General features: G+C 65.0%; 16 protein-coding genes. 12 read left to right on the plus strand and 4 right to left on the minus strand.

The window, feature by feature from the left end:
• The first annotated feature begins 99 nt into the window (after positions 1 to 99).
• The 12 genes from DCM80_RS20645 to DCM80_RS20700 all read left to right on the plus strand — a co-directional run bounded on the left by DCM80_RS20645 (position 100) and on the right by DCM80_RS20700 (position 20,558).
• Positions 100 to 558, plus strand: a complete 459-nt coding sequence (locus DCM80_RS20645) for a hypothetical protein (protein WP_257193400.1) — start codon at positions 100 to 102, stop codon at positions 556 to 558.
• Positions 551 to 1,786, plus strand: a complete 1,236-nt coding sequence (locus DCM80_RS20650) for an HlyD family secretion protein (protein WP_257193401.1) — start codon at positions 551 to 553, stop codon at positions 1,784 to 1,786. The genes DCM80_RS20645 and DCM80_RS20650 overlap by 8 nt, the downstream gene beginning before the upstream one ends.
• Before the next feature lie 70 nt (positions 1,787 to 1,856).
• Positions 1,857 to 3,755: a sensor histidine kinase gene (locus DCM80_RS20655; RefSeq protein ID WP_257193402.1), complete on the plus strand. Its 1,899-nt coding sequence runs from the start codon at positions 1,857 to 1,859 to the stop codon at positions 3,753 to 3,755.
• A 103-nt stretch (positions 3,756 to 3,858) separates the two neighbouring features.
• Positions 3,859 to 5,562: a DUF3300 domain-containing protein gene (locus DCM80_RS20660; RefSeq protein WP_257193403.1), complete on the plus strand. Its 1,704-nt coding sequence runs from the start codon at positions 3,859 to 3,861 to the stop codon at positions 5,560 to 5,562.
• Positions 5,559 to 6,473 (plus strand): DUF2950 domain-containing protein, encoded by a 915-nt coding sequence (locus tag DCM80_RS20665; protein WP_257193404.1) that lies wholly within the window; start codon positions 5,559 to 5,561, stop codon positions 6,471 to 6,473. Before DCM80_RS20660 ends, DCM80_RS20665 begins: the two co-directional genes overlap by 4 nt.
• Positions 6,457 to 6,921: a hypothetical protein gene (locus DCM80_RS20670; protein WP_257193405.1), complete on the plus strand. Its 465-nt coding sequence runs from the start codon at positions 6,457 to 6,459 to the stop codon at positions 6,919 to 6,921. Before DCM80_RS20665 ends, DCM80_RS20670 begins: the two co-directional genes overlap by 17 nt.
• Positions 6,922 to 7,015: 94 nt before the next feature.
• Entirely contained in the window at positions 7,016 to 8,083 is a 1,068-nt protein-coding gene (locus tag DCM80_RS20675; RefSeq protein WP_257193406.1) for a nicotinate phosphoribosyltransferase, read from the plus strand.
• 287 nt (positions 8,084 to 8,370) lie between these two features.
• A complete protein-coding gene (gene pks2 / locus DCM80_RS20680; protein ID WP_257193407.1) occupies positions 8,371 to 14,826 on the plus strand; it encodes a type I polyketide synthase in 6,456 nt (2,151 codons plus the stop codon).
• Positions 14,819 to 16,243 (plus strand): condensation domain-containing protein, encoded by a 1,425-nt coding sequence (locus DCM80_RS20685; protein WP_257193408.1) that lies wholly within the window; start codon positions 14,819 to 14,821, stop codon positions 16,241 to 16,243. Before pks2 ends, DCM80_RS20685 begins: the two co-directional genes overlap by 8 nt.
• A complete protein-coding gene (locus DCM80_RS20690; RefSeq protein WP_257193409.1) occupies positions 16,240 to 17,622 on the plus strand; it encodes a hypothetical protein in 1,383 nt (460 codons plus the stop codon). The genes DCM80_RS20685 and DCM80_RS20690 overlap by 4 nt, the downstream gene beginning before the upstream one ends.
• Complete coding sequence (locus DCM80_RS20695; protein WP_257193410.1) at positions 17,615 to 19,000, plus strand: hypothetical protein; 1,386 nt, start codon at positions 17,615 to 17,617, stop codon at positions 18,998 to 19,000. Before DCM80_RS20690 ends, DCM80_RS20695 begins: the two co-directional genes overlap by 8 nt.
• Before the next feature lie 406 nt (positions 19,001 to 19,406).
• Positions 19,407 to 20,558, plus strand: a complete 1,152-nt coding sequence (locus DCM80_RS20700; RefSeq protein WP_257193412.1) for a hypothetical protein — start codon at positions 19,407 to 19,409, stop codon at positions 20,556 to 20,558.
• Here the strand turns inward: DCM80_RS20700 and DCM80_RS20705 are convergent.
• From DCM80_RS20705 to DCM80_RS20720, 4 genes are read right to left on the minus strand one after another with little or no spacing between them, the layout of a single operon-like run.
• Positions 20,544 to 21,710, minus strand: a complete 1,167-nt coding sequence (locus tag DCM80_RS20705) for an ABC transporter permease (protein WP_257193413.1) — start codon at positions 21,708 to 21,710, stop codon at positions 20,544 to 20,546. The two genes, DCM80_RS20700 and DCM80_RS20705, sit on opposite strands and share 15 nt — an antisense overlap.
• 2 nt (positions 21,711 to 21,712) lie before the next feature.
• A complete protein-coding gene (locus DCM80_RS20710; protein ID WP_257193414.1) occupies positions 21,713 to 22,873 on the minus strand; it encodes an ABC transporter permease in 1,161 nt (386 codons plus the stop codon).
• Between the two features lie 9 nt (positions 22,874 to 22,882).
• The gene (locus tag DCM80_RS20715) at positions 22,883 to 23,614 is read right to left on the minus strand and encodes an ABC transporter ATP-binding protein (protein ID WP_080672153.1); all 732 of its coding nucleotides are present in this window, start codon (positions 23,612 to 23,614) and stop codon (positions 22,883 to 22,885) included.
• Positions 23,611 to 24,858 carry an efflux RND transporter periplasmic adaptor subunit gene (locus DCM80_RS20720; protein ID WP_257193415.1) on the minus strand — a complete coding sequence of 416 codons (1,248 nt, stop codon included), beginning with the start codon at positions 24,856 to 24,858 and terminating at the stop codon, positions 23,611 to 23,613. The genes DCM80_RS20715 and DCM80_RS20720 overlap by 4 nt, the downstream gene beginning before the upstream one ends.
• Positions 24,859 to 25,397: the final 539 nt, after the last annotated feature.

A 25,397-nucleotide genomic window follows, 5' to 3' on the forward strand; every position in this document is an offset into this window, starting at 1 on the left:
ACGGACTCAATTCTGTTGATTCAAATCAAGCAAAGCGGAGCCGCGATCCCCAATCTGCTATAAGGACCGCAGCAGCGTGTCCCTGATCTGGAGAGCAAGTTGAGCGAACAGCTTCATCCGATGGCACCACACCATCTGCCCTTCTACATCATCGCGCCAGGGCAAACCGACGTGCTGATGATCGTGACGGGCATCATCCTGATCGGGGCCGTTTTCGGGGTAGGGCTGTTGTACTGGCATTTGCACAGCCTGCCCGAGCGCATGGCGCACAAGACCCAGAAGCTGCAGTTCGAGATCGTCGCCGTGCTGGGACTTCTCGCGCTGTTCACACACGAGCATTTGTACTGGATCGCGGCCCTGGTGCTCGCCCTGATCGAGCTGCCGGACTTCGGAACGCCGCTGCGCAGCATCGCCGGATCGGTGGAGAGGATCGCAGATAGCACGTCACAAGTTGGTGTGAGCGAGGCGCCTCAGCCGGACACGGCAGCTGCTCCGGCAGCGGTCAGCCGGGAGGATCAGATCGTGGATACCGAGCAGAAGGTGCGCAGTCATGCTTGAGCTCATCATCTGCTCGCTCCTGACCATTCTTCCTGACTACCTCTATCGGCGCTTCGTCCAAGGCAAGCGGTTCGGTAAGGAGATCACGCTCTTCTCCGTTTGGTACGAGCTGCGCTGGGGCATCACCGGCTGCCTGATGCTGACCGTGGCGCTGATCACCAGCGTTTTCTTTTTCCATCCGGCGACGTCCAACGCGGCATTGCTGTTCCGGACCGTCCCGATCCTGCCCGAGGGATCGGGCCGTGTCGCCGAGGTCAATGTCGGCTATAGCCAGGCCGTGAAGAAGGGCGAGGTCCTCTTCAGACTGGACAATTCGAAGCAGACGGCCGCGCTCGAGACGGCCAAGCGCAAGGTCGCCGAGATCGATGCTTCCATGGCGTCCGCGAGGTCCGATGTCGTCAAGGCCGAGGCGCAGATTCAGGAAGCCCGGGCCAGCTATCAGCAGGCCAAGGACGAGCTCGAAGTCAAGACGGAGCTGCAGCGTCGCAATCCCGGCATCGTGCCGCAGCGCGACATCGAGAAGCTTCAGGTCGTGGTTGACCAGCGTCAGGCCGGCATAGACGCAGCCGCCGCTGCCAAGGAATCGGCAGCCTTGCAGGTGTCGACGCTGTTGCCGGCGCAAAAGGCCAGCGCGGAAGCCTCGCTCGCGGAGGCGCAGGTCGATCTGGACAAGACCTTCGTCCGTGCCGGCGTCGACGGACGTGTCGAGCAGTTTCTCGTTCGCACCGGCGACGTCGTCAATCAGCTGATGCGGCCCGCCGGAATCTTGATTCCGGAAGGCGCCGGCCGGGAGCGGTTGCAGGCCGGATTCGGCCAGATTGAAGCAGGCGTGATGAAGGAGGGCATGGTCGCGGAGGCAACCTGCATCTCAAGGCCATGGGCTGTCATTCCCCTGGTCGTGACTGCGGTCCAGGACTACATCGCAGCCGGCCAGTTTCGCAGCGGCGAACAGCTCATCGAGGCTCAGAACCTCGCCAAGCCGGGTACGATCCTGGTATTCCTCGAACCGCTTTACAAGGGCGGCCTCGACGGCGTGACCGCCGGCAGCACCTGCATCGTGAACGCGTACACCAGCAATCACGACGAGATCGTCGACCCCAAGACGTCGACCGGCAGGCGGATCGCTCTCCATGCCATCGACGCGATCGGATTCGTCCATGCGCTACTGTTGCGGATCCAGGCGCTGCTGCTGCCGTTCAAGACCCTGATCTTCAGCGGTGGACACTAGAATGCAGCGATGGACAGGGTATTGAATCTGCCCGTCCGCAGAGAAATTGCTCTATGATTACTCGATGAGAATGGCCCATCAGCATCCGCGTTGGCCGGATCTCACGCGCTTGGAATTATCCCGCGTGCAGCGACGTGCGTGGGCTGGCGCGATTGTCCTGTTGGTCTCCTGCCTCGCCTTTGGTTCAGCTTGTCTCGCGGACAATGCGAAGAAGATCGTCATCCTTCATTCATTCGGGCGCGATTTCAGGCCATGGGGGCAATATGCGAAGACAATTCGCGAGCAATTGGGCCGGCTATCTCCGTGGCAGCTGGACATTCAAGATCATTCCCTGGTTTCAGCGCGGTCGAGCAATGAAAATCCCGAGCCCGCCTTCATCGCGTATTTGAAGGAGTTGAATACCATACATCCCCCCGATCTGATTATTTCCATCGGGGCTCCGGCAGCAAATTTCGTCCAGCGAAACCGCAAGGCGTTGTTCCACGACACACCGATGGTGCTGACGGCCGTCGAACGTCGACGCGTGGATTCCGCGAGCTTATCCTCTGAAGACACGGTTGTTGCCGTCGCACACGACTTCCGGCGATCTTTCGAGACGATCGTCGAGCTCCTGCCCGCAACGAAAAGAATCGTCGTGATAAATGGTGCGTCACCAAACGAAAGCGTCTGGCGCGCCGAAATCCAGAAGGATGCAGATCTATTCAGCGGCAGGCTTGATTTCATCTGGTATGACGGACTGGCGTTTGACGCAATTCTGAAGAATTGCGCATCGCTGCCGCCCGATACGGCGATCTTCTGGCATCTCATGAACGTCGATGCGGCGGGTGTCGCTTACGAAGGCGACCGGGCGCTTCAGGCACTCTATCGGGTGGCAAATGCTCCGATCTTTTCCTACGACGATGGCTTCTTTGGAGAGGAGATCGTCGGCGGTCCCATGTACTCGGTCGAGGAGATCAGCCGGCTGACTGCGGCCGTTGCCGTGCGGATCCTTGGGGGCGAGAAGCCTGCCGATGTGAGGCCCCCCGCTGTCAGATACGCTGCGCCAAAGTTCGACTGGCGCGAACTGCAACGCTGGGACATCAGCGAGCAGAATCTGCCTGCAGGCAGCCAAATCATGTTTCGGCAGCCGGCGCTCTGGGAAGCTTATCGCTGGCAGCTTGCCACGGTCGCGGCGATTATCCTGATCCAGGCCGGCCTCATCAGCGGCTTGCTGCATGAGCGGCGCCGCCGGCGGCTGGCGGAGGTCGAATCGCGGCAGCGCCTTGCCGAACTCGCCCACCTCAACCGCTACTCGGCGGTCGGCGAGCTCACGGCGTCGATCGCCCATGAGCTGAACCAACCGCTCGGCTCCATTCTGACCAACGCGGAAACGGCGGAGCTGATGTTGAGACGCGGCTCGCCCGATCTTGTCGAGATCGGCGAAATCCTCGCCGATATCAGGCGCGACGACCAGCGCGCCAGCGAAGTGATCCGTCGCTTGCGCAGCATGCTGAGGAAAGCGCCGTTCGAGCTCAGGGATATCGAGCTGAGCCAGGCCGTGCGAGAGGTGATGGGGTTTGTCCGTGACCTTGCAGCAGGGCGCTATATCGAGCTGAGCTTTTATTCGCCGACCGACACTGAACTGCACGTCAAGGGCGATCCCATTCAGCTGCAGCAGGTGGTGCTCAATCTCATCCTCAATGCGCTGGATGCCATTTCAGAGGTTCAGACAGGCAAGCGCGAGGTCAGTGTGATCATGGCCCGCGTCGGCAACTTTGCGGAAATTCGCGTTGGCGACACGGGACCAGGTATCGCAGTTGCCGATCTCAAGAGTATTTTTGATCCGTTTTTCAGCACCAAGCCGGATGGCATGGGCATGGGACTGGCGATCGTCCGCACGATCGTCGAGGCCCACCACGGCACGATTTCCGCGGAAAACCAGCCGTTCGGCGGTGCGCTGTTGACCGTTCGCCTCCCGCTCGCGAGCTAGGATCCCGCATTGCAGCAGACAACACGCGCGTTTCGTTGATTTTTGTCAATGAACGTCGCGCTCTCGATCTCATGGTCTCGGCTGGATTGAGAGGGAGGATGCGATGATCCGCTGCGGCAAGACGTTGATGGCGCTTGCGCTGTTGCTGGGCACGCCGGTTTGCGTGTCCGCCCAGACGACCGACAAGCCGGTCGCGGCCGCCCCGCAGGCGCAGTCGGCGAATCCGGCCGCGCCGACGGCCGAGCTTTTGAAGCCCGAACAGCTGGAGGCTCTGGTCGCGCCGATCGCGCTCTACCCGGACGAACTGCTTGCCAACGTGCTGGCGGCCTCGACCTACCCGCTGGAGATCGTGCAGGCCGACCGCTGGCTGAAGGAGCGCAAGAGCCTCAAGGGCGATGCGCTGAAGACGGAGGTGGACAAGCAGGGCTGGGACGACAGCGTCAAGGCGCTGGCCAGCACCGCGGACGTCCTCACCATGATGAGCGATCAGCTCGACTGGACCAAGAAGCTCGGCGATGCCTTTCTGGCGCAGCAGCCCGACGTGATGGATGCGATCCAGCGCCTTCGCACGAAGGCTTACGACAACAAGAAGCTGGTGACCACCAAGCAGCAGAAGGTCAGCGTCCAGTCTCAGGAAGGCAAGCAGGTCGTCGTGATCCAGCAGGCCGATCCTGCAGCGATGTACGTGCCGTATTACGATCCGGCCACTGTCTATGGCAGCTGGCCCTATGCGGAGTACCCGCCATATTATTGGGGCTACCCATCCTATATCGGTGCCGGCGTGGTTGCGGCGGGCCTCGCCTTCGGCACGGCCTGGGCGATCGGACGCTGGGGCAATTACTGGGGCGGCGGCTGCAACTGGGGCAACCGCAACGTCTACGTCAATCACCGTACCACGAATATCGGCAACGGCTGGCAGCACAATCCCGCGCATCGGCAAGGGGTGCGCTACAGCAACACCAACGTTCAGCAGCGCTTCGGCAACAACAACCTGAAGGCGGGCGTATCGGACCGGATGGACTTCCGCGGCCGTGACGGCAGCCAGGTGCTGCGTCCCAATCAAGGTGCGGGAGACCGGGCGGGGGATCGCGCAGGCGACCGCGCTGGCGATCGTGGCGGACCGGGTGATCGCGCCGGCGACCGGGCAGGAGATCGTGCAGGAGATCGTGCAGGCGATCGTGGCGATCGCGGAGGCGACCGTGCTGGTGCCGGGGATCGCGCCAAGGGTGGCGCCAAGGGCGGCGCAAAGGGTGGCGGCGACCGGTCCAAGGCTGCTGCCAAAGGCGGCGGCGACCGCGCCAAGGCCGCGGACCGCGGCGGCGGTGCAGCGAACCGCGGCGGTGGCGGCAGTCGCGGCGGCGCGATGAACGTTTCATCCGGCCGATCGGCGGCCGCCGCATCGGCGCGCGGACGGTCCAGCATGGCGAGCATGCCCCGTGGCGGTGGCGGCGGTCCTAGCATGGCGGGCCGTGGTGGCGGAGGCGGAATGGCGATGCGTGGTGGTGGCGGCGGCCGTGGAGGCGGCGGCGGTGGCGGCCGGCGCTCCGACCTCGCGTTGAAGCACGATATCGTCCTGCTCGGGCACCTCGCCAACGGCATCGGCTACTATCGCTTCAGCTATATCGGCAGCGACAAGGCCTATGTCGGTGTGATGGCGCAGGAGGTCGCGCAGCTGAGGCCTGACGCCGTCACGCGGGGCAGCGACGGTTACCTGCGGGTCTACTATGACAAGCTCGGCCTGACATTCCGCACCTATCGCGGTTGGCTCGCCGGCGGCGCGAAGCTTCCTGCGGAGGTGATGCCATGATCGGCCTGAAATCTTTCCGATGTGCGGTGTTGCCGGGCATGATTGCGCTTGCGCTTCTTGGCTCTGCGGCTCAGGCGCAGCAATCCTACAAGACACCCGAGCACGCAGCCGCAGCGCTCGCGGCCGCAGTCAAGAGCGGCCCTCGAGACATCCTGAAAGTGCTCGGCAGCGCGGCAGGCGACATCGTCTTCTCCGGCGACGAGATCGCCGACAACGATATCCGCCAGCGTTTCACCTCGATATATGACGCCAAGCACGGCATCAAGGCTGAGGGCAATAAGAGCGCGACACTCATCTTGGGACCCGACGATTTTCCGTTCCCGATCCCGCTCGTCAACACCAAGGCTGGCTGGGAATTCGATACCGACGAGGGACGCATCGAGGTGCTTCGCCGTCGCATTGGACGTAACGAGCTCGACGCAATCCAGACCGCGCTCGCCTTCGTCGACGCGCAGAACGAATATGCCGACAAGGACCGCGGCGAGGGCGTCGGCGTCTACGCGCAGCGCATCATGTCTTCGCCCGGCAAGAAGGACGGCCTGTTCTGGCGCGACGACAGCGACCCGAGCCCGCTCGGAGCACTGGCCGCGCAGTCCTCGAGGGAGGGCTACAAAGCCGGCGAGGGCATGACGCCCTATCACGGCTATTACTTCCGCATCCTCAAGGCGCAGGGACCAGATGCCCCCGGCGGCGCCATGAACTACGTCGTCAAAGGCAAGATGATCGGCGGCTTCGGGCTGATCGCCTGGCCGGCCGAGTACGGAAATTCCGGCGTGATGACCTTCCTGGTCAATCATGCCGGCGTGGTCTACCAGAAGGATCTCGGCACACGCACCGACTTCGTGGCCAAACGCCTGACGCTGTTTGATCCCGACCAGACCTGGAAGAAGGTCGATGCCGCGAAGCCGTGAGATGACCAGCGCGATGCTGCGCTCGATCGGCCGCCTTGTCGCGATCGTGCTGCTCGCTGTCACGGTTCCGGCCGCTCCCTCGCTTGCGCAAGCCGCCGGCCATGTCCGGGTCAAGATCGTGAAGGCGGGCCTGCTGGTGGGCGGCGGTGCCGGCAATGGCGTGTTGACCTATCGCGGCCGCAGCTATCCCTTCCGCGTCACCGGCATAAGCCTCGGCATCACCGCCGGCGCGACAGCCGGCCGGCTGGAAGGCTGGGCCTCCGGCATCAGAGACGTCCGCGACTTCGCGGGCACCTATAGTTCGGTTGGCGGTGGTGGGGCTCTCGTCGGCGGTGTGGGTGGTGTCCACCTGCGAAACGACAACGGCGTCGTGATGATCTTGCAAGGCCCCAAGGCGGGGTTGGAGATGGCCGCCAACCTCAGTGCGATTGTGATTTCGCTGAAGTGAGCGACCGTCTACTGGCTGAGTGATCGCGCTTGCTCCGTGCCGCCGAGCGCCGCTTCCGTAGAGTTGCAGCGAAAGGCTGCTTTCGATCCGCTTGGTGCCGGCCGGCAGCCTGCGCTGCGCGTCGATCCCTTCATCGCGAGGCCTTGAGGACTGCAGAGGAGCAATCGATGGCCTTACGGGTAATCTGTCGCGGCTTGGTGTTCGAAGTGGGGAGCCGCTCCAATCATTGATCGCGTCCAAGGCGGCCCGCATGGCTCTGCTCGCACCGGACAAGCTGCTGGTCGATTTCGGGTTGCGCCGAGCCCACGGTGCCGAAGCGGGCCTTCTGGCTGCCCGGGCCAGCTATATCGCGGGCTTTGCCGGAACTGCCACCGTTCTCGCGGAAAAATGCTTCGAGATTCCCGCCTACGGCACGATGGCACACGCGTTCATCCAGGCGTTCGACGACGAGACGGCCGCTTTCGAAGCGTTTGCACGGGCGCGGCCGAAGGACCTCGTGCTGTTGATTGACACATACGACACCGAGGCGGCGGCCAGGAAGGTCGTGACATTGGCCCCGCGACTGCGGGCACTCGGAATAGAGATCCGCGCCGTGCGGATCGACAGCGGGGACCTGGTGGCGCTCTCGAAAAGCGTGCGGCGGATCCTTGACGAGGGCGGCCTGAAGGACGTGACCATCTTCGTCAGCGGTGGCATTGAGGAGGAAACGTTGTTGTCCTTTGCCCGCGAGGCGGCCCCGATCGATGGCATCGGGATCGGCACGAGCCTGGCAACGTCGTCCGATGTGCCGGCTCTCGATTGTGCCTATAAGCTGCAGGAATATGCGGGCGTGGCGCGGCGGAAGCGTTCGTCCGGCAAGGCGACATGGCCCGGTCGCAAGCAGGTGTGGCGCCGTTACGATGCCGACGGCCGTATGGCGCTGGACGTGCTGTCGACAAAGGACGACGTTCAGGAAGGGGAGACCCTGATCGTCCCTGTTCTGCAAGCGGGGCGCCTGGTCGCGCATCGGCCATCGCTCCAGGATATCCGCGCCTACGCCCGGACGCAGTTGCAGCGATTGCCGAGGGGCTTTGCAAGCCTTCGAAGCGGCTTGTCCTATCCGGTCCAGTTGGCGGCCCCGCTTCAGCAATTGGCAGCCGCTGTCGATCTGAGAGCCAGGTAGGCCTCTGCCGCAGATCCTTCTGATCTGCGTCCAGGCGAAACGTCCAGGGTGCAAGGACATCTTGATCTTGCGCAACGGCGAGGTTTGACCACGCCTATCGTGCCTGCCAGCCCAGGACTCCAAGCATGAAGCGTGTAGAATTCACGCTGGCTGAATTGCCGAAGGTTGGACGAGCTTGCCGAGGGCGCGGTTCTCCAGCTTGGCCGTCGCGACTATGAACGGCTATTTGGCCTGAATGACGTTGCTCTCGGCCGACTGCGCAATTCTTCAAGAATCCGGTTCGCCTGTTGGTCCTGCGTATTGACCCGGCCGTCGAGGCTATCAACGGTGTAAGACGACGTGCCCAGGATCCCCGTCAGTGCCGCCGACGGCAGTCTGCGGGCTGGACGATCGATCGACGGATCAATAACGTAATCCGGCATGTATTGATTTGGATCGATAAAGCTTACAAAAACAAGGTCTTGATTGTGACTGCGATTGCTGTCGTCGGCATTGGCTGCAGACTTCCGGGACATATCAACTCCCCGGACGCCTTGTGGGGGGCGCTCCTGGCTGGCGCCGACCTCGTTGGGGAGATTCCGCCGCAGCGCTGGAATGCCGACGATGACTACGAGCCCGTCGCAGGCGTGGCGGGCCGCTCGGTTTCGCGCTGGGGCGCGTTCCTCGACGACCCCTCGGGCTTCGATCATCGCTTTTTCGGCATCGGCGAACCCGAGGCTCTCGCCATGGACCCGCAGCACCGGCTGTTGCTCGAGGTCACCTGGGAGGCCGCCGAACATTCCGGCCGCGATCCGCGCCGCCTGTTCGGGACCGATGCCGGTGTGTTCTTCGGCCTGTCGCATCAGGACTACATGCAGGTCACGCGTGACGCAGGTGCAATGGGCCTCGCCTACGCTTTCACGGGAACGCCATTCAGCATGGCGTCGGGACGGGTCGCCCATGCAATGGGGCTCACGGGTCCTGCCATCAGCATGGACACGGCCTGCTCGTCCAGTCTCGTCGCCGTGCACGCGGCGCGGCGCAGCCTGCTCGCGCGCGAGTGCAACGTCGCGTTTGCCGGCGGGGCCATGTTGATGTTCTCGCCCACGACATTCGCCTCGGCGTCAGGGCTCGGCATGCTGTCGCCGACAGGGCGATGTCATGCGTTCGACGCGCGCGCCGACGGCTTCGTGCGCGCCGAAGGCTGTGGGGTGGTGATGCTCAAGCTATTGAGCGACGCCCTGTGCGATGGCGATCGCGTGCTCGCGGTCATCCGCGGCAGCGCCGTCAACCAGGACGGACGCACGCACAACATCCTGGCGCCTTCCCGCGCGGCCCAGATCGCGGTGATCGATCGCGCGCTTGCCGAGGCGCAGGTTGATCCTTCATCCGTCGGCATGATCGAGGCGCACGGCACCGGCACGCCGGTGGGCGATACCGAGGAGTACCAAAGTCTCTCATCGCGCTATGGACGACAGTCGCCCTGCGCCCTGGGCTCGCTCAAGAGCAACCTTGGCCATGCGGAATCGGCGGCGGGCGTCCTGGGTCTGATCAAGGCGACGCTCGCGCTTTCACATGGCGTCGTGCCGCGATCCCTTCACTTCCATCAGCTGCCTGCGCATCTCCGGCCGATCGAGACGCGGCTCTTCGTCCCGACGGACACCGCGCCATGGCCCTCGACCGGCGCTGACGGACTCCGCCGCGCGGCCGTATCGTCCTACGGAATGTCCGGCACGAATGCCCACGTCGTGCTCGAGCAGGCACCTCACGCGCCAGCTTCGTCTTTTTCGCCTGAAGCCGCCGGAGCACACGAGCAGCCGTGGTTGTTTCCGATCTCTTCGACCTCGCCGGAAGCGCTTCGCGTTTCGGCCGGGCGGCTTGCCGCTTGGCTGGATGCGAGTGGCGGCCGTCATCGCCCCAATGACGTCGCGCGGACTCTCGCGTGCGGGCGCGGGCACCGGCCGGTCCGGCACGCGCTCATTGCGACAACGCTCGCCGATCTGACAGCGCAATTGCGCGGGCTCGCGGTCGATCAGTCCGTCGATGCAGATTGGCCCGACCATGATGGAAGCGGTCCCGTCTTCGTGTTCTCCGGACAGGGCTCGCAGTGGGACTCGATGGGCGCGGCGCTGATCGACATCGACTCGGTCTTCGCCGGAATGGTTGGCGCCATCGAACCTCTGATACAGACCCTCTGTGGCTTCTCGGTGACCGATGCCTTGCGTCGACCCGCGCAACTCGGCGGCATCGAACGGATCCAGCCCGCCATTTTCACCATCCAGGTCGCGTTGGCGGCGTCCTTGAAGGCCAAGGGCGTGGTGCCATCGGCGGTGATCGGCCATTCGATGGGCGAAGCGTCGGCGGCAGTCGTGGCCGGCGCACTCTCGCTCGAAGACGGCGTGCGGGTGATCTGTCATCGCGCCATGCTGTGCCAAACGCTCGCTGGATCCGGTGCCATGGCCGTGGTCGGGATGACGCCGGCCGCGGTTCGCGAAGATCTCGCGCGCCGGCGGATCGACGACGTCGAGATCGCCGTACTGGCCGCGCCGGCCTCGACGGTGGTGGGGGGCGCTGCCGCAGCCGTGCAGCGCCTCGTCGCTGCCTGGCAGGCCGAGGGCCGCTACGCCCGCGAGGTCGCTGTCGATGTGGCCTCGCATACGTCGCAAGTGGAGCCGATCCTCGCGCAGCTGTCGGAGCGCCTTGCGGGGGTGACAGCGCACAGACCGCACACACCGATGTACAGCACCGTGCTGTTCGATCCGCGCGAGACCCCCGTTTGCGATGGCGCTTACTGGATCGACAACCTTCGGCAATCGGTCCGCTTCCGTCCGGCCGTGCAGGCGGCGCTCGAAGACGGGCACCGCGTATTCGTCGAGCTCTCGCCACATCCCATCGTGTCCCACGCGGTGTTGGAGAATGCTTCCGCAACGGACTTCGCCGTCCGCGCGCTTGCATCGATGACTCGCGGCGAGCCCGTGCACAACGGGCTTCTGGACCTGGTCGGCGCCATCTATGTCGCCGGGGCGGAGATCGATTTCAATGTCCTTTATCCCGATGGCCAGCTGCTTGACGTCCCGTTGCCAGCCTGGACGCACTATCCCCTGTTCCTTGCGCCGGCGACGCCGGCCGCAGGTCCGCATCACCTGCCGTCAACGCATCCGCTGTTGAACGTCCACCGCGTCCTGCACGAAGAGCCGGAGCGTCACGTCTGGGCTTGCGAGCTTGGCCTCGATGCCTATCCCTGGCTTGCGGACCACCGCGTGAATGCAACGCCGCTTTTCCCGGGCGCTGCCTTCTGTGAAATGGCGCTCGCCGCCGCGCGCACGGTCCTCGGCACGTCGCTCGTCGAGGTTCAGACCGTCACATTCGACCACGCGTTGCGGTTGGAGCCATCGATGCCGATCGTCTGCACGGCAGTGCCGTGCCGAGCGGGCGAGCTGAATTTCAGGCTCGAGAGCCAGGCGGAGAGCGAAGCGCGGGTCCATGCAAGCGCCCGGCTTGCTGGCGCTACCTCTGCAAAGCAGCCGGCCACGTACGACGTAGCCGCGCTGCGCGCCGCTCACGGGACGCCCGTCGCCGTGGACGAGGTGTGGCGGTGGTTCGACTCGCAGGGCATCCAGTACGGCCCGTCATTTCGCGCACTGGCCCCGGACTTGGCGTTGTCCGCCGACGGCGCGTCGCTCTTTGCGGATCTTCGGCTCCCGACCTCGTTCCGAACAAGCGCGCGCGGCTACACCGTGCATCCCGTGCTGCTTGATGCGTGCTTCCAGACCGTCGGGGCATTCGCCCGGGTGGTTTCGGAGACAAACGGGCGCTTGCTGCTGCCGCTCTCGGTGCGAAGCCTCCGGCTCCACCGCACGGACGCCGACGCCGCCCATTGCATGACCCGCCTGGTCGCGGTCGACGCCCTGCACGCCGAGGTGGACATCGATCTGCTCGACGCCGGCGGTCGCGTGCTGCTCAGTGTCGAGGGATTGGCAATGGGGAGCGGCGCGGCCGAACAGCATGCCGACGCCGTCGCCTGCAACTCGCGCCTGCTCGACGTCACCTGGCAATCATGGGACATCCCTCGTGCCACGGTCAGGCCGGAGGATGGTGCCTGGTTGCTGCTTTATGCCGATGATGCGGGACACCGCTTGATGTTGGACTTGGAACGAGGCCTGCACGCGCAAGGGTTCAAGGCTGGCATCCTCAGCGGCGCCGGAGCGGGGAAGGGGGGCGCATGGCGCGGGCAGATCGAAGATGCTCTGCATCAGCATTGCCCCGGCGCTGTGGTGGTGGTCTTGCCACGCGGCAATGAGCCGGCAAGCCCTGACGTATCCCGGGCGAACATAAGCAGCCTGATCCACGTGGCCGACGCCTTGCGGCAATGCGAGCGGCGGCCCCGCCTGTTCGTCGTCACATGTATGGCTCAACGCGTCCTGCCGGACGATACCGTTCAGCTCGCGCATGCCGGTGTGCGTGGCTGGCTGCGAGCAATCGGTGCCGAGCTTCCCGTCCTCCATCCCACCCAGATCGACGTGAACCCGCAGGCGGACGTGTCATTGCTTCGCGCTCAGCTGCTGAGCGGCTCGGACGAAGACGAAACGGCGCTGCGCGGAGGAAGCGCGTATGTCGCACGACTGCACCGAAGCCCGCTCAGTCACGCCGATCGGCGCATGGTGGACCGCGACGCGGCCCGCGATGGTCTTCGCCTCGAGATCCGCGTGCCCGGAGACCTTGAGAGCCTGGAGACGGCCGCCTTTGAGAGGCGTGCGCCGGGCGACGGTGAGGTGGAGGTCGTCGTTCATGCCACGAGCGTCAATTTCGCGGATGTGCTCGTCGCCCTTGGCCGCTATCCCTCACTTGATGGCCGTGCGCAGGGGCTTGGTCTGGACTTCGCCGGCATCGTCACAGCCGTCGGGCCTGGCGTTTCGGCATTTCGCGTCGGCGACCGCGTGGCTGGGCTGTGCGACGGGGGCGCCTGGGGCACGTATTTGACTTGCGATGCACGCCTGCTGGTCGCAATACCCCGCACGCTCACGGATGCCGAAGCGGCCGCCGTTCTCACGACAAGTGCCACGGCCATGTATGGCCTCGAAAATCTGGCCCGGATCGGGCCCGGCGACAAGGTGCTCATTCACTCGGCGACCGGCGGCGTCGGCCAGGCGGCTGTCGCCATGGCCCGCGCGGCTGGCGCAGAGATATTTGCAACAGCGGGCTCCGAGGCGCGGCGAGAGATGCTGCGCGCCGGCGGCATCTGCCACGTGTACGATTCTCGAACCGCGGCATTCGCCGAGCAGATCCGGCAGGACACCGCAGGTTACGGCGTGGACGTCGTTCTCAACTCGCTCACGGGCGCGGCCCAGCGCGCCGGTCTGGAACTCCTCGCGGCTGGCGGGCGGTTCGTCGAGATCGGCAAGAAGGACATCTATGGGGGCACGTGGCTGGAACTGTCGCCGTTCAAGCGTAACCTCTCGTTCTTCGCCGTCGATCTTGCGCAGATGTGTATCACTGCTCCGGCCCGCGTGCAGGCACTGCTCGCGCGAGTCATGCGTCTTGTCGGGGAGGAGCGGCTGCCCCTGCCTGATATCGCGACCTATTCTCTCGACGATGCGGCTGACGCCATTCGCATTGTTGGCGGCGCAGGTCACACCGGAAAGCTCGTGCTCACCGTTCCAACGACCGGCCATGTCCGCGTGCCGGCGGCGCCGGAGCGGTTCATACCGTTCAGACCCGATGGTGCATACATCGTCACCGGCGGCCTTGGCGGGCTCGGCCTGTTCCTCGCTGATGCGATGTCCGCAGCCGGAGCCGGTCGCATCATCCTCAACGCGCGCGCCAAGCCCACCGACGCGGCGACGGGCGTGCTGAGCGCGATGAAAGCACGGGGCACCGACGTTGAGGTGATAAGTGCCGATATCGCGGAGCCATCGACCGCACGGCGCGTTGTCGGAGCAGCCACGGCGACCGGCCTGCCGCTGCGAGGTGTCCTTCACGCTGCAGCCGTCGTCGAGGACGGCATCCTCCCCTCCGTGACAGACGAGAAGCTGCATCGAAACTGGGCTCCCAAGGTCGGAGGCGCCTGGCATTTGCATGCGGCGACGCTGAAGCAGCAACTCGACTGGTTTTGCTGTTTCTCCTCGATTGCGGCGCTGTTCGGTTCGCCCGGTCAGTCGGCCTACGCCGCCGCCAACGGGTGGCTCGACACATTCACGCAATGGCGGCGCGCCCAGGGGCTGCCGTCTTCGGCGATCGCCTGGGCGGCGTGGGCGGATATTGGCGCCGGTGCGCATCTTTCGGCCCGCGGCGATACGCGAATGATCGAGCCACGCGACGGTGCTTACGCATTCGAGACGCTGCTGCGGCACGACCGCGGGTATGCCGCATACACCCATCTCGACGGCGCCCCGTGGCTGACGTCGCTCGCCGCGCGTAGCCCGTTCGCGGCGGCGATGTCGCAGGCCGCAGAGGCAAAGGCCGAACCGGCGCGCCGCCTGCGCATCGAGTTGAGACGTGCGACGCCCGACGAGCGGCCGGCCCTGCTGCGGCGTCTGATCATCGAGCATCTCGGTGTCATCTTGCGCCGCACGGTAAATCCGGACCGCTCGTTCTTCGATTACGGCCTCGACTCGCTCGGGACGCTCCAGCTGCTGATTGCGCTCGAGGCCGACACCGGCATCCGGCTCCGTTCCGTGAGCGCGACGACCGTGCGCGCACTCGCCGACACGCTAAATGGCGCCATGCAGGAATTGCAGCCAGTCGGAGCAGATGCCCGTGACTGATCTGCGTCCCTTGCACGATTGGTCAGGGCCCCCGGCGGTGCTGACGCTCTGGCATCCGTCTGCTGCGTCGATGGAGAGTGCGAAGCGCGCGCCGGTGTCCCCCATATTGCCGAGCTACGAACAGGAGCAGCATCTTTACGCCTTCCGCGCCTGTGAGCTGCGGCACGAGGCGATGGCGCGGCTGCTCGTCGTCGTTTGGGACGAGCCCGGGCGGTGCGACCTCAGAGCCATGACGCATGTGGTGACTGCCCATGTGCGCAGGCACGACACCTATCACAGCTGGTTCGAAGAGCTTGGCGGAGCAATCGTACGGCACGTACTCGCGGACCCCGCGGCCATCCAGATGAAGCCTTCGACGCTGGGGGAGGCATGCGCGGAGGATTGGCAGAAGCATGTCATGGCAACTCCAGCACCGTTTGCATGGGACTGCTTCCGATTTGGCATTCTCCAGCGTGCGGGCGGGTTCACTTGCTTCGCAAGCATCGACCATCTGCACGCCGACGCGACCATCATAGCGTTCCTGATGACGGAGATCCGCTCGGCCTATCGCGCTGTGCTCGACGGCGAGAGGCCGCTTCAGCTGGGGTCGCCGGGAAGCTATCTGGACTACTGCAGCAGTCAGCGCCAGCGGGCGGCCGCGACAACGCTGGCGGATCCCGAGGTGAACCGATGGATCGCGTTCCTGCACCGCAACGGCGGGCGGATGCCCTCTTTCGCGCTGCCACTCGGTGTGCTGGAGGATCGCTATCACGCGGAGTACGTGCATGTGGACATCCTCGAAGACACCGTCATGGACGCATTCGAGTCCGCGTGCCATGCCGCCGGCGCGCGGGCGATCGGCGGTCTGCTGGCGTGCGCAGCGCTGACCGAACGGGAATTGGCTGGCCGCTCGCACTACAGTGTCGTCACGCCCACGACGACGCGAAGATCGCCAAAGGCTTTCAGGACGAGCGGTTGGTGCGTGGGAGTGGTGCCAATCGACTTCGACGTGCAACAACGAAGGTTTCCTGAACTTGCCTTCGCGGCCCAGCGCAACTTCGACGAACGGATGAGCTTGGCCGAGCTGCCGATCGAGCTCGTGCTGGAGTTGGCGGCGGGATTGCCGACGGTCGGGTCCGTTGCCTCAGGTGGCGTCATGCTGTCCTATATGGATGTGAACGTTCCTCCACTCAGCGCGCAGATTGCCCGCGAATGGCATCAGGCGAATGGGAGGGTCTACATCAACCAGGGCATCGCCGCGCAGGTTGCGATCTGGTTGTTCCGTACGCAACGTGGGCTCTCGCTCACGGCAGCCTATCCGGCCAACGAGACGGCTCGCGCATCGATGCATCGCTATGTCAAGGCATTTGCGGGCGCATGCCGCCGCGCCGCCGAGGCATTGCTGCCGACGTGCTCCGATGCCGGTCGCGAACGATGACGCATGCGACGGCGCAACCGGCGAACGTGTCGAGCATGACGCCGGCATTCCTGTCCTTCGCAGATCAGGCGATCTATCTCGCGCATGTCTCCCTCGGGCAGCACGCAGTCATTCAGTTGCTGTGGCGCTATCTGCGGCCGGTAGACGTCGACGCCTTGACGAGGTTTCGTGACAATCTTGCGCATGGTCATCTGGCGCGGCTGATCCGGCCGGCGCTGCTTCCGTTCGGACGGCACCAATGGGTCAGCGCGCCACCACCGTCGGCTGCTATGTCTGCCGTGACGGCGCCGCTTGACCCGGAGGCGATGCAGGTGTGGGCCGACGCGCAGGTGGAGCTTGCATTGGACCCCGTGCGCGGTCCGCCATGGACCTTGGCCTCCCAGGGCTTCACCGATGGCTCCACGGTGGTTTCGCTTGTCGTGTCGCACTGCATCGCAGACGGGTTGACGGTCGCAACGGCCGTGAGCGAGGCGGCGCGCGGAGAGCGGCGTGTTCCACTCTATCCGGGAGTCCGGACGGCGCAGCGCGCTGCGACAGCGCTGGGTGCCGAACTCCAGCGCATCGTGCGTGACGCGCCGGCGACATTTCGAGCGCTCGGCCAGCTGGCCCGAACGGCATCGACCTCGCTCGGCACGTCCAACACACCCGCCGCATCGCCGGTGGTGGCAACCGAAGATGACCGGACAGTCGTGTATCCGTCGGCCTTCCTGCGCGTGCCCACGTCGGTCTGGGACGCCAGGGCACGGAGCCGCGGTGCAAGCCGCCTCACGTTCCTTGCGGCGATCACCGCGAGGTTTGCCGAGGTGCTCGGTCGCATCCGCGATGATGAAGTGACCCTGTTGTTTCCCGTGAACCAGCGCAAAGGTCTGTCGCACACCGGCGGGAACGACGTCGCCCTCGCCACGTTCAAGGTGCGTGTCGACGAACCGCGCGGGCGCCTGCATGCGTTGCAGCGGCGCCTGCGGGCTGCGCTGCTGCGGACGAGACAGGAGCCCAATCGACTCGCCGCGCTGTTGCCCTTGGTGCCCTTTGTGCCGCAACGCGCATTTTCGGCTGCCAGCCATCTGGCGCTTGGCGCGCTCGCCGACCAGCCGGTCACGTGTTCGAACCTGGGCGACTTGCCCAAGGACATGCTCCAGATCGATGGCAGTGCGGCTGACCGCATGTGCTTTCGCGGCATCGACCGCGCGGTCGCGCGCCGCGCGATCGAGGCGCGTCAAGGCGTGGCGACGCTCTTCGCCGGCGTCATACCTGGATATATCGCCCTGAGCTTCGTTGCCTACCAGCCTGGCTTGATCACGGAGCCTCGGCATCTTCGTGCGCTCGTGGAAGGTCTCCTGGCCGATTACGAACTCGTTGGCGAGTTTTTTGATGCTTGAGACGAGCACGGCCGAGACCCCTGCACACACGCGTCACCGCCTCGCCTGGCTGGACCAACTGGCCTACGAACTGTTCCGGGTCACCGGCCGGAGCCAGTTGATGCAATGTCTCTGGCTCTATGATCGTGACGTGAACCACGCCGCGCTGGTGCAGACATATGAACGGCTCACGGCATTGTCCTTCAATCGGCTCATTGAGCCGTCACCTCTGCCTTGGGGCAGGCCACGTTGGGTGAAGCCGGCCGCAAGGTCCGTTCCGTTCGAGCAGAGCTCGGACCCGCTGCCACGATCGCAGCTGCTGCATTGGGCCAACCAGCACGCGCGTGCCCCGATCCATCCTGTCATCGGTCCCGCCGGGCGAATGGCCATCCAGCCATTCGACGATGGCAGCACAGCCGTGAGCATCGTCGGATCGCATTTGCTGCTCGATGGGATGGGAGCCTTGCGCGTCATCGCGTCTGCCGTGAACGGCACAGGCGTCCCGAATCCCTACTTGCCCAAAGGCGCCCGCGGGCGGCTGTCCGGGTGCCTGTCGGACGCTTGGCAGATTCTCGCCGACACTCCGCAGACGGTTGCCGCCCTCGCTCGGATCGCACACACGAACCGGCACAGGCTCGCCGCTCCCGCAAAGCGCCCGGCGCTTGCCGCCGTCGAGGCGGGTGACGACCCCTCAGCGATCGTGGAGCTTCCAGCTGTTGCGGTGACTGTCGATTCGCGGGCCTGGCTGGCGTGCGAGCAGCGGCTTGGTGGTGGCATGAGCACGCTGCTGCCGGGCTTCGTGGCGTCCTTGGCATCTAGCCTGGGCCGCCGCCGTTTCTCGGATGGCGCTGTCAGCCTGCTTGTCCCGAGAAGCCGAAGGCGGGGGCTGGCCGATGAACGAGCGCTGGCGATCGAATTCCACATGATGAACGTCGCGCCTGAAGGGCTGACCAAAAATCTGGAGCCCGTGAATGCCGCGAGGGCGCTGCTGCGCGGCGCGCGGAAAAGTCAGACGGATGTGCTGACTTCGTTGCTTCCGGCCATCGCCTGGATGCCCCGCACTGCGGCAAAGACGCTTGTGAACGGGTTGTTTGATTATTCTGATGAGCTGCCGGTGAGCTGTTCCGACCTTGGAATGCTGCCGGAAGGGCTCGCGCGCATCGACGGCGAACCGTGCCGGCACTTGCTGACACGAGCCGTCGATGTCAACGTCACACCCGAGGACCTGCAGCGTTCCCATGGACATCTCGTCGTCGTGGCCTCCCGCTACGACAAGAAAGTGTCTCTGTGCATCGAGGCCTGCCAGTTGCGGCCCGCGCCGACCACGGTCGACGAACTTCGCCAGTTGGTCTCTCGAGCGCTCACCGATTTTGGACTTGAGGCGGTCATAGACGCTTGATCCCGGCGGCGTGGCCGAGGCCGTTTATTGCATTGTATTCCGAATCAATGGGAGATGAACCCTTGATGGATAGTAGTTGCTTCGTGCGGCAAGCAGACAGGGGGCCTGAGGCTTGAGTTCTTCGTCTGCCGACAAACGGCTCGGACGGCGCGACGGGACCAGCGACTCAGATGCTGGGGCGGATGATGTCCTGTGCTATATGGATCAGGGCTCGTTCGTCGCATTGCGTGCGCTCGGACGCGGGCCTGTCGTGCAAGTCACCTGGTTATATCCTCGCGCTATCGATGAGGCCGCTGTGAGAGAGTTCGGCGAGCGCCTCTCAGGAGGATTGCTGGGACGTCTCCTGCAACGTTCACCGTTGCCATGGGGACGGCATCGCTGGGTAGCCAACCCTGTACCGGGCCCGGTGACGTGGTTCCACGACCCGCTGCCCCGCGAGCGTCTGCCCGAGCTGCGACGTCTGCTGCTTGATCTGCCCGTGGATCCCGAGCGCGGACCTGGCTGGCGCCTGGCAGTCCAGGCGCTGGAGGGCGGTGGCTGCGCGCTGACGATGCTGGTGTCGCACACGATCGCCGACATGCGTGCCGTAAGTCTGGCCATCGCCGACGCGGTGGCCGGTCGACCTCTCGACCACGGGTTTCCGGCCCCGTCATGGCGCTGGTCTCCGGTGATGCTGGCGCGCGACAGCGTCGAGAGCCTGCGTGCCCTGCCTGACGTCTGCTGCGCTCTGGCGGCTCTCGTGCGGCGGTCGCGTAAGGAGAGAGCGGGCTTGCCCGCTTCGAGCCCCCGCGTGAGAAGCCGCCTGGACCGCTTCGAGCCGGCCGTGGACGCGCCGCTCGTGCCGGTGGTCATGGACGCGGGAGCGTGCCAGCAGCGCGCGTCCGATCTCGGCGTTGCAAGCAGTACGCTGATCATGGCGTTCGCGGCGCGGCTCGCGTTCCGGATCGGCCGCGTGGACGCCTCGGGCCGAGTCAAGCTGGTGCTGCCGGTCAGCGACCGCCGTACCGGCGATCGGCGCGGCAACGCGCTGCGGTCGATCACGTTGATGGTGGACCCCGATTCCTGCCGCTACGATCCGCACGCCCTGCAGCGGGATTTCAAGGCTGCGCTGGCCTCGCTGAACCAGCACGGCGATGATCTGTCGCCGCTGTTTCCCCTGATTCCGTATGTGCCGCTGTGGCTGGTGCGGCGCCTGGAGCAAGAGGCGCTCGGGGCTGGCCTGCCGGTCGGTTGCAGCCTGGTCGGCGAATTGCCGCTGGACGTGAACCGTCCCTGCGGCGAGGCCTTGCTCCTGCAGGCTACGCCTCTGGAGCGCTATACGGCCTCGGACCTCTCGCGGCTCGGTGGCTTCCTCTTCATCGCGTGCTATCGTGTCAACGAGCAGCTGTTGTGTAACGTGTCCGGCTACGTGCCGAACCAGGTCACGTCCTACGCCGAGCTGATGCCATTCGTGCGCGAGGCGCTTGCGGACATGGGTCTGTGCGGGACCATCGGCTGGCGATTGCCGATCGACGAAGCGGACGACGCAGCGCCTTCCGAGCGCTCAAGCGACGCGTAGCGCGTCGACGATCTTCATGCGGGCAGCCCGCACCGCCGGCAGGAAACCTCCGAGGAAGCCCATCACGAGGGCGAAGACCAGTGACCGCAGGACGATGCCGGGCGTTAGCACAAACCGAAACGCAAGCTCGGAGAGCGACGTCCAGTTCAGTGTCGTGATCTTCACCTGCGTCATCAGCGACGCCAACAGGATTCCAACGACCCATCCGATCAGCGAGAGCAGCAGCGCCTCGACGAGGAATGCAACCAGGATCCGCGAGCGCCGAAATCCGAGCGCGCGCAGCACTCCGACCTCCATCATGCGGCTGGCCACGGCCGCGTACATCGTAATCGTCGCGCCGATGACCGCGCCGAGCGAGAACATCCCCGAGAGCGTGAGCCCGAGCATCTGAATGAACCCTGAGAGCAGGCGTGACTGCTCCTCATAGAAGATGCGCTCGCGCTTGGCCTCGATGGTGAGGCGGGGGTCGGCTTCAAGACGCGCCTTGAGGGTGTCGAAGCCGGAACGATCGGCGAGCCGCACCGTGATCGACGAGAAAAAGTCGCGCCTGAACGATTGCATGAGCTGCTCGCTGTCGCCCCAGATCTCGGAATCGAACCCGCTGCCGCCCGCGTCGAACCGCCCCACGATCCTCCACTCCCGCTGGGCAAACCGGAGGCTCGATCCGATCTCCATGTCTTCGAAGCGCCCCGCGAGGGCGCGGCCAATGACGATCTCGTTCGACCCCGGGCGAAACATGCGCCCCTCGGCGATCTGCACGTGCGGACGCACGGCGAGGGCGGCCGGACCGACGCCCCGGATCAACAAGTTGCTCGCCTGCCTGGTCTTGCGCCTTGGCTGCGCGATCAAAACCGCCACTTCCTTCGATACAAGCGGCGCTCCCTCGGCCCCGATGACGATTTCGGGCTGGCTTTCGATGATCCTGGCCTGCCGGCGATCGATCAAACTCTGGATTTCGACTTCCGCGGAGCGGCGCACGAAGATGACGTTCGTGTCTTCGCCGGTCGCGACCAGCGTCTGCTTCAGTCCGGAGTCGAGCATGAGCACGGCGGCGTAGACGAAGACCACGAGGGCCATGCCGGTCGCGGTAAGCAAATTGGTGAGCTTTCGCTCCTGCAGGTTTCGCAAGCTGTAGGAGAGCAGCAGCGGCATGATCAGCCCAACGCCCGAAGGCCGTCGACGATGCGGACACGGGCTGCCCTGCGCATCGGCAACAGTGCGGCGAGAATCCCGACCACCAACGCAGCAAGTGCCTGCAGTATGACGGTGTTGACGCTTACGAACAGGGTCGGGAACAGCGTGGCGGAGAGTTCGGCAAGGCGGGCTGCGACCGGGGGCGTAAGCGCGATGCCGATGGCGCCGCCGATCAACGCTATCAGGACGGATTCCCCGAGGATCAATCGCGCCACGTAGCCTGGACTGAAGCCGATGGCTTTCAGCGTGGCGTATTCGCGGAGCCGCTCGCGGGCCGTCATCGCCATGGTGTTCGCCATCACGGCCAGGATGATGAAGATCACCACGAAGGAGACGACACGAATGGAAATGAGGATCGCCTCGGTCTGCTTCACGAAGCCGATCTGGAACGCGCGCTCGGTCTCGGTGAGCGTCTCGGCCAGCGAGTTTCGAAACACTTCGTCGATGGCTTGGCTGACGTCTGCGACGCTGTCCAGGCTAACGACGTCCACCGCGAACACGCCCACCTGGTCGGCTTGTGCCTTCGAGCGCACACGCAGTGTCTCGTTCAGGTAGTCCCAGCGGAAGAACAGCTGCGAGGTGTCGGTTTTGGGATCCCTACCGTCGAAGACGCCGCAGATCACGAACTCCCAATTGCCGGGGAAGATGGTTCCGCGCAGCTGGATCACGTCGCCCGGCTTGAAGCCGTAGCGTTTGGCGAGCTTGCGCCCGACAATCGCGCCGCGGCGCTCGCTCAGGAAGGCGCGCCGCACCTGGTCCGGCACCAGGAGCTCGGGGAACATGTCGAGATAGCTCGCGGCGTCGATCGCAAACTGGGGAAAGAAGTTTTTCGAATCCTTGTAGACGCCGCCGAACCAGCTCAAGTGGGTGACGCGCCGCACGCCTTCGACGGCGCTGATGCGCTTCTGATAGGATTTCGGCAGCGGAAGCGTAAAGGAGACGGCATTGCGAGTCAGCAGCCGCGAAGGAACGGCGCCATCCACCCCCGCATACCACGTCTTGACAACGGTCTGGAGCACGCCAAAGGCGAGGATCGCGACGATGAGACCGACGAGCGTCAGGGAGGTGCGGAGCCGGTGGCGCAAGACGTTGCGCGCCACGAGCGTGAGCCACTGGCTCATGGTCGGCACTCACTCAAGGCGCTGCTCCACGAGATAGGAGAGATCGCCCTTCTCCAGATTCATGATGCGTTTCGCATGCGCGGCGGCGCGGTGATCATGCGTGACCATCACGATGGTCTTGCCCATGTCGCGGTTGAGCCGCTGCATGATCTCGAGCACCTCCTTCGCCGACTGCCGGTCGAGGTCGCCCGTCGGCTCGTCGGCCACCAGCACCGTCGGGTCGGTGACGATCGCCCGCGCGATCGCGACGCGCTGCTGCTGTCCGCCCGAGAGTTCTGAGGGCAAATGTTTGACGCGATCGCTGAGGCCGACCAGGCTGAGCGCGAGCTGCGCGCGGTCCCGGCGGTCGCGCCGCCCGAGGCTGGTGAGCGTGAGAGGCAACTCGACGTTCTCGAGCGCCGTGAGCACGGGCATCAGATTGTAGAACTGGAAGATGAAGCCTACGTTCGCCGCGCGCCAGTCGGCGAGTTCGGCTTCCGGAAGGAGCGTGATGTCCTCGCCGCCCACCTTGATCGAGCCCTGATCCGGACTGTCGATGCCGGCGATCAGGTTGAGCATTGTCGACTTACCCGACCCCGACGGGCCCATCAGGGCGAGGAACTCCTTGCGACGGATGTCGAAGGTGAGTCTGGAGAGAACTGGGACGATCTGCGCGCCGCGGCGGTAGCTCTTGCTGACGTCGCTCAGCGCGATCAGCACGTCCTCTCCGGTCGGCCGGTCGGAGATGCGAAGCACGGTCACTTCGTGGCCTGCTTCACTGCACGCCCGTCGACGAGATCTTCCAGCGGCCGGACCACGACGCGCGTGCCGGCCTTGAGGTCGCGGACTTCGATCTGGTCGCCGATCTTCGCGCCGAGATCCACGGTCCGCAGACGAGCCTTGCCATCCTCGACGACATAGAGATGCTGGCGCCCATCGACCTCGAAGACGGCGGCCGCCGGCACGGCAAGCACGGGCTTGCGCTCCTTCTCCGTTACCTCTCGCTCGAGGAAAGCCGCCTTTGCACTCATGTCCGGAAGCATCCTCGGGTCGCGCTGCACGAACCGGATCTTCACGAGGGTCGATGCCTTGGCGCGATCCACGGTCGGCACCATCCGGCTGACCACACCCTCGAAACGCTCGCCGGGGATCGCGTCCAGCTGGATCTCGACCGGTTGCCCCGCGTGGATGCTCAGGTACGACGACTCCGCCACGTCGGCTTCCACTTCCAGCGAGCCCATGTCGGCAATGGTGACGACCGCGCCTTTGGTGTCGACCGCCTGCGAGAACGGTGTGATCGTGTCGCCGACGTTGGCGTGGCGCGTGAGGACGACGCCGTCGAAGGGCGCCCGGATCTGGGTCTGCCCGACGGCAACTTCGGAGGCGCGGAGATTGGCCTGCGCCGCGGCGATGGCGGCGCCGTATCCGCTGAACGCGGCGCGCGCCTTGGCGAGGCGTGCCTCGGCAGTTTCGCGGGTCGACTCGCTGATGATGTTCTTCTCGCCGAGGGCCTCGGAACGCTTGAAGGCGATTTCCGCCTGCGTGAGCTCGGCCCGCCCTTGGGCCAGGTTGGCTTCCGCAACCTGCACGTTGGCGGCTGCCTGGTCGCGCACCGCCACCGTGTCGCTGCTCTCGAGCCGGGCGATCACCTCGCCCTCGCGCACCTTGCTGCCTTCGAGCACACCGAGCCACTCGAGACGGCCTGTCGCCTTCGAGGCGACGGATGCCTTGCGTTGCGCAACGACGTAGCCGGTCGCGTTCAGCAGCGTCAGCGCCTGTGACGGATAGACGGAGTAGACCACCGCCGTCTCGACGATGATCTGCGCATGCCTGCGCCACAGCCACGTCGCGCCACCGATGCCGACGAGCAGGGCGAGGAGAAGCACGCGACCCAGGATTTGGCGCAACCGTCGGCGGCGGCGCGAGCCGGCGCTGCGATCGATTGCAAGCGCGGAAAGATCGGAGGCGTCGGGTGTGCCGTCGCTGAGGGCCTGGGGCAACGTCATGGCTTGATCATGGATTTCCGAGCAAAACAGCGCAGACTTTGAAGAAAATATCGTACGTAGAAAGCCGTAAGCCATGCGCTTGACCAGTGTCAATTAGCATGAAGGGCCGCGCTTGACATCCATGATTTCGTATTCTCCAAATCTTCCCACGGCTTGAAACATGGTCGATGGAATCCGCGCCGACGCGAACGCCATCACGCGGCACCGTCGAAAACAGGAGCGGGGCCATCGGGTTTGCCATCGCAGTCCGCGGGACACGACGAGACATCGAGCCTGCGGCTGCGGTTGCATGTGAGCTGCAGCGCCGCGGTCACGACGTCAGGATGGTCGTGCCTCCCAATCTCGTCGGGCTCGCCGCGTCGGCCGGCCTTTGTTCGATGAGTTCATGCGGTCCCGATTCCCGGCGCGAGCTCGAGGCGGAGGTTTTCCGCCTCAAACCCCTTGACAGCCGCCAAAATACTTAACATGTTAAATATATGATGGCCGGCAAGGCGACGTAGTGCGTCGGAACGCGCATGGCTTTCTGCCGTCGCCAAACA

Source organism: Bradyrhizobium sp. WBOS08, from assembly GCF_024585125.1.
In the GTDB taxonomy this organism is placed as follows: Bacteria; Pseudomonadota; Alphaproteobacteria; order Rhizobiales; family Xanthobacteraceae; genus Bradyrhizobium; species Bradyrhizobium japonicum_B.